Source organism: Bacillus cereus group sp. BfR-BA-01382, from assembly GCF_022663475.1.
In the GTDB taxonomy this organism is placed as follows: Bacteria; Bacillota; Bacilli; order Bacillales; family Bacillaceae_G; genus Bacillus_A; species Bacillus_A thuringiensis_S.
This window is the reverse complement of sequence record NZ_JAKUFQ010000185.1, coordinates 1-4,574: the sequence shown is the minus strand read 5'-3', so window position 1 is coordinate 4,574 and position 4,574 is coordinate 1. Positions and strand designations below refer to the sequence as shown.

The window sequence follows — 4,574 nt, the reverse complement described above, 5'->3', positions numbered from 1 at the left end:
TCCCGTTACCCCTGTTGCTCCCGTTATTCCAGTTGGGCCTGTAGTTCCTTCCCCTGTCGCACCTGTTGCTCCTGTATCTCCTGTTGCCCCCGTCGGACCTTGGATTCCTTGAATTCCCTGTGGACCTTGCACTCCTTGTGCGCCCGTCGCTCCTTGAATTCCTTGTACTCCTTGCACACCTTGGGGACCCATCGGACCTGTTGGACCAATCTCCCCTTGAGCACCTTGCACTCCTTGGGGACCCTCTGGACCCGTTGCTCCTATTTCCCCTTGTATCCCTTGAATTCCAGTTGCTCCTTGTACTCCAGTTGCTCCCGTTATCCCTTGCACACCTTGTATTCCCTGTATTCCTTGTGGACCTTGTGGGCCTGTTGTTCCTACCGGTCCTTGAATACCTTGTATCCCCTGAGGACCCTCTGGACCCGTTGCTCCAACTGGTCCTGGCACTCCTTGTATTCCTTGCGGGCCCTGAAGTCCCTCTGGGCCTTCTGGACCTGTTGGTCCTATATCACCCATCGGACCTTGTATCCCTTGAACTCCCTGTGGTCCCGTTGCTCCTGATGGCCCTGGTACTCCTTGTATTCCTTGTGGACCTTGATCTCCTGTTGCTCCTGTGACCCCTTGAGGCCCTATAGCCCCCTGTATACCTTGTGGACCTTGATCCCCTGTTGCTCCCGTTACCCCTTGAATACCCTGAACCCCTTGGATTCCTTGTTCACCAGTTATTCCTGTCGGACCAGGAATACCTTGAATCCCCTGCGGTCCTTCTGGACCTGTTGGGCCAATTGACCCTTGAATACCTTGTATTCCTTGCAAGCCCTGTGCTCCCGTACTTCCAGTCGGACCTGTAGTTCCCGTTGCTCCTGTTACACCTGTACTTCCTGTAGCCCCAGTATCCCCCGTTGCTCCAGTCGCACCTGTACTCCCACTCGGTCCGCCACCCGGACCTGTCGCACCAGTTGGCCCCGTCGGGCCAGGAGGTCCTCCAGATGGTCCAGTTATCCCAGTTGGGCCTGTTATTCCAGTCGGACCTGTTAGCCCCTGACCCGTTGCTCCGGTTGCACCTGTATTTCCACTCGGTCCTTGTGTTCCTTGTATCCCTTGTGCTCCTTGTATTCCTTGTGGACCAGTTGCACCCGGTAACCCTTGGACGCCTTGAATTCCTTGAGGTCCCTCAGGTCCTGTCGCTCCAATTGGCCCTTGCAATCCCTGTATCCCTTGTATACCTTGTGCCCCAGTCGCTCCCGTTGGACCAATCGGACCTTGTAACCCTTGCACACCTTGAGGTCCTGTCGCTCCAGTTTCTCCTTGTGGTCCTCTCAATCCTTGTGCTCCCTGCTGCCCTTCTGGTCCAGTTGCACCTATTGGTCCAACTGGACCTTGAATCCCTTGCACACCTTGAGGTCCAGTCGGACCCATCTCTCCCATTGGACCTTGAAATCCTCTCGGTCCTTGCGGTCCAGTCGGACCTTGTGGACCTGTTGGACCAGTAATCCCTATACCCGTAAATCCAGTTGGAACAGGAGGAAAAGTAGGACCAATAAGTTCTGGTGGAATTCTAAAATTAGATTGTTGTTTCCCTTTATTATCACGATTCTTCACACTTTCACCACCTACAAACCGTCTTTTTCATAATAAATAAACCTCTTCTTAATCTATTTACAAAAATAATCTCCAAGACTATTTTTATTTCAAATAAATAAAACTCCCTTAATTCCTTAAGGGAGTCCTGCAATTGAATCCATATTATCTGTATTAGGGACAGCTTGCGCTATACCCGATGTATTTACACTTTGCCCCATATTTGTTCCTGTTACAGTACCAGCAGGGGTGCCCCTTGTATATGTCGTCGTCACCGAATCTCCCGGCTGTAAACAAAGCTTCGTTTCTGTCCCTATTACTGTAACAACATCAATCCAAGTACACCCCATTGAACCACTATACGATTTCGTAGCAGTAAATGAAGTATCACTCAAATTATCACCTGTAAATATATTCCCAGTATTATTAACAATAACAAACTCTTTTATATGCGCAGGCATAATTACACTCTACCTTTCCTTTATGAACCTAACGTACGTGTACTCGTTGCCAAAGGCGGAAGAAATACCGATGTTCTAATCACCGCTTCTGGCTGTCTTTTTCCATTTAAAAAAATAGCCGCACTCGATCCTCCAGCTCCTGCATATACTTTCGCCACAGCTAAAGGCGAGATATCATAACAGTCACCAACATTAACAGCTCCTGTATTATTAATAATTTTTACTTTACGCAAATTAACCCCCATTTACCCCTCCTCCTTTTTTATACTGTATGCAAAAGAAAAAAACTTGAAACAGACTCGTTTCAAGTTTTTAACTATTAACTATTTCGTTTCACCTTCATATTGAAGCATACCGCCAACCATGTTCACTGTTTTAAATCCTTGCTCATTTAAATAATGACATACATTTTCACTGCGCATTCCTGAACGACAAATAAAGATATATTCATTCTCTTTATTAAAGAAGTCTACTTTATGTGGGATATCGCCCATTTTAATATGTACAGCTTCTGGAATCTTTCCTGCCGCTACTTCTTCATCTTCTCTTACGTCTACTAGAAATAACGTTTCTCCATTTTCTAAACGCACTTGTACCTCTTCTGTAGTAATTGTTTTAACTTCTGTCATATGTAGTTCCTCCTTATATACAATAAAACCTTTAGTTTCTTTTCCACAAACATTCTCTACCAATTTTAGCATGCAAAAGAAAGAACGCAAAGAATCGAAAAGCTATTTCTCAATTTTCTCGCAAAACTTATTCTTTACAAACATAACTAGCACATTGTATCCTCAATATACTTGTTTTATGAAAGGAGTCGATTAAAATGTCGCTTTTTCTTTTCATTATGGGCATTGTGTTCTTAATCGCTGCAATTATTGCACTTAGTATGCAAAATAATAAAAAGATAAAATCTCCCCAAGAAATGTCATTCTTATTTCTATTACTTAGTATAGCGTTCTTCGGCATAGCAATCGCTACATATATATTCCGTCTACAAATCATGTAAAAAAAGGTGCCTACTACACATATTGCACCTTTTTCACATAATTTATTTCCTACACAAAACTAGATACTTTCCGATTTAAAAATTCATAAATTTTCTTTTCAAATAAATGAATATCAAATGCTCCTGCCATATGCCCATTTATACTTTCTATCTCATACACTTCCGCATATTTTCCTTGTTTTTGCAAAATGTCTACCATTTTATAATTATAACGTGGCGGCTGAAGCAAATCTTGTTTGCACGGAATCATAAGTACATTCGCTTCTATGTTAGAAAGAGATTCTTCTAGTGAAGAAAACCCATGTGCAATATCATGCAATAAAACCGCCTTCGCAGTATACATCCATGAATTTGCATCTACTAACTCTATACTTCTATATGTCGCTTTATTTATCTCTTTTTCAAATGATGTTAATGTAGAAAACTTTTCATAAGGTTCTATCTCTATACTATTACGAGGAAATGCCATTTCATAAAAATGCTCATCAAACGCATTCATAAACATCATTCTATTTGCTAAATGAAGCCCCTTTATCGGCTGCTCTTCTCCGTATTTTCCATCTTTCCAACTTGGATCCAGTTGAATTGCCTCAATCGCATTTTGTGCTACGTTTACAGACGTAATAATTGGATTTTGTGGGTTCGTAATAACGCCAATCATCCGCTCTACCATATGTGGATAGTGAACCGCCCATTGTTGTGCAATCATTCCCCCCGCCGACGGTCCGATTACAGCGTGTAACCTTGAAATTCCCATACCTTTTATTAACTCATATTGCATACGAGCTACATCAAGAAATGTAAAAACCGGAAAATCCATAGCATATTCTTCTCCAGTTTCTGGGTTAATCGATTTCGGTCCTGTTGTAATCACATATGGATTCTTCACCTGCACATTACAAAGATTATCCGTACATATAACAAAATACTTATTTGTATCAATTGCTTTTCCAGGTCCAATGAGCCCATCCCACCAACCAGACTCCTCATCATGCACTGTATATTTTCCTGCCGCATGACTTGTTGCACTAAAATAATGACAAACCAAAATCACATTTGACCTTTCTCTATTCAACGTACCATATGTCTCGTATCCCATTTGAACAGGAATTTCCCTACCATTTTCAAACGTAAATTCTTTTAAAACAAACTTCTCCTTTTTTACAATTTGCACAGACTCTCCCTCTCCCCGTTATAGTATGAACTGCTTACTAAAGGTTTTTTTCTATGTAAACCAATCTCCTCCTTCTTTTCATAAATAAATGAATAATATACAAAATTAGCCACAAAATAGCACTATATTACACAATTAAAGAGGGCATACATATGATTTGGAATTGGTTTCGTAAGAAAAAAAAATCAAATACAACAGAGGCAAAAGAAGCCGATAACTGGGAGCAGCAGTCTAACAATCCAGATGACGATAACAAAGAACAGACTAGAAGTATGAAACATACTAAAGGTAAAAATAACGAGCAAGATGACTCTTCTCAAGAGAAACAGCAAAACTCTAAGCAAGATGA

Annotated in this window: 5 protein-coding genes and 2 pseudogenes; 2 read left to right on the top strand and 5 right to left on the bottom strand. The window is 41.9% G+C overall.

All coding sequences use genetic code 11. The annotated features are described in order from the left end of the window. From MR160_RS32780 to MR160_RS32765, 4 genes and pseudogenes are all read right to left on the bottom strand, one after another. Positions 1-1,602 (bottom strand): annotated as a pseudogene (locus MR160_RS32780) (BclA-related collagen-like exosporium protein); the annotation flags it as partial. 116 nt (positions 1,603-1,718) lie between these two features. After that, entirely contained in the window at positions 1,719-2,042 is a 324-nt protein-coding gene (locus MR160_RS32775; RefSeq protein WP_001110864.1) for a hypothetical protein, read from the bottom strand. A gap of 20 nt (positions 2,043-2,062) precedes the next feature. Continuing rightward, positions 2,063-2,287, bottom strand: coding sequence for a spore germination protein (locus tag MR160_RS32770; RefSeq protein ID WP_000538719.1), 225 nt, complete (start codon positions 2,285-2,287; stop codon positions 2,063-2,065). Between the two features lie 78 nt (positions 2,288-2,365). After that, positions 2,366-2,671 carry a rhodanese-like domain-containing protein gene (locus MR160_RS32765; protein WP_000141224.1) on the bottom strand — a complete coding sequence of 102 codons (306 nt, stop codon included), beginning with the start codon at positions 2,669-2,671 and terminating at the stop codon, positions 2,366-2,368. 197 nt (positions 2,672-2,868) lie between these two features. Between MR160_RS32765 and MR160_RS32760 the strand changes: the two genes are divergently transcribed. After that, on the top strand, positions 2,869-3,051 hold the full coding sequence (locus MR160_RS32760; RefSeq protein ID WP_000051780.1) for a hypothetical protein: 183 nt from the start codon (positions 2,869-2,871) through the stop codon (positions 3,049-3,051). Between the two features lie 49 nt (positions 3,052-3,100). On the opposite strand, the gene MR160_RS32755 is transcribed toward MR160_RS32760, so the two are convergent. Continuing rightward, on the bottom strand, positions 3,101-4,225 hold the full coding sequence (locus tag MR160_RS32755; RefSeq protein ID WP_001167625.1) for a homoserine O-acetyltransferase family protein: 1,125 nt from the start codon (positions 4,223-4,225) through the stop codon (positions 3,101-3,103). 152 nt (positions 4,226-4,377) lie between these two features. On the opposite strand from MR160_RS32755, the pseudogene MR160_RS32750 reads away from it, so the two are divergent. Next, positions 4,378-4,574 (top strand): annotated as a pseudogene (locus tag MR160_RS32750) (spore germination protein); the annotation flags it as partial.

Excerpts from the sequence above, each read along its gene's own strand:
- MR160_RS32775 (WP_001110864.1), bottom strand. The coding sequence starts at position 2,042 with ATGCCTGCGCATATAAAAGAGTTTGTTATTGTTAATAATACTGGGAAT.
- MR160_RS32760 (WP_000051780.1), top strand. The coding sequence starts at position 2,869 with ATGTCGCTTTTTCTTTTCATTATGGGCATTGTGTTCTTAATCGCTGCA.
- MR160_RS32765 (WP_000141224.1), bottom strand. The coding sequence starts at position 2,671 with ATGACAGAAGTTAAAACAATTACTACAGAAGAGGTACAAGTGCGTTTA.
- MR160_RS32770 (WP_000538719.1), bottom strand. The coding sequence starts at position 2,287 with ATGGGGGTTAATTTGCGTAAAGTAAAAATTATTAATAATACAGGAGCT.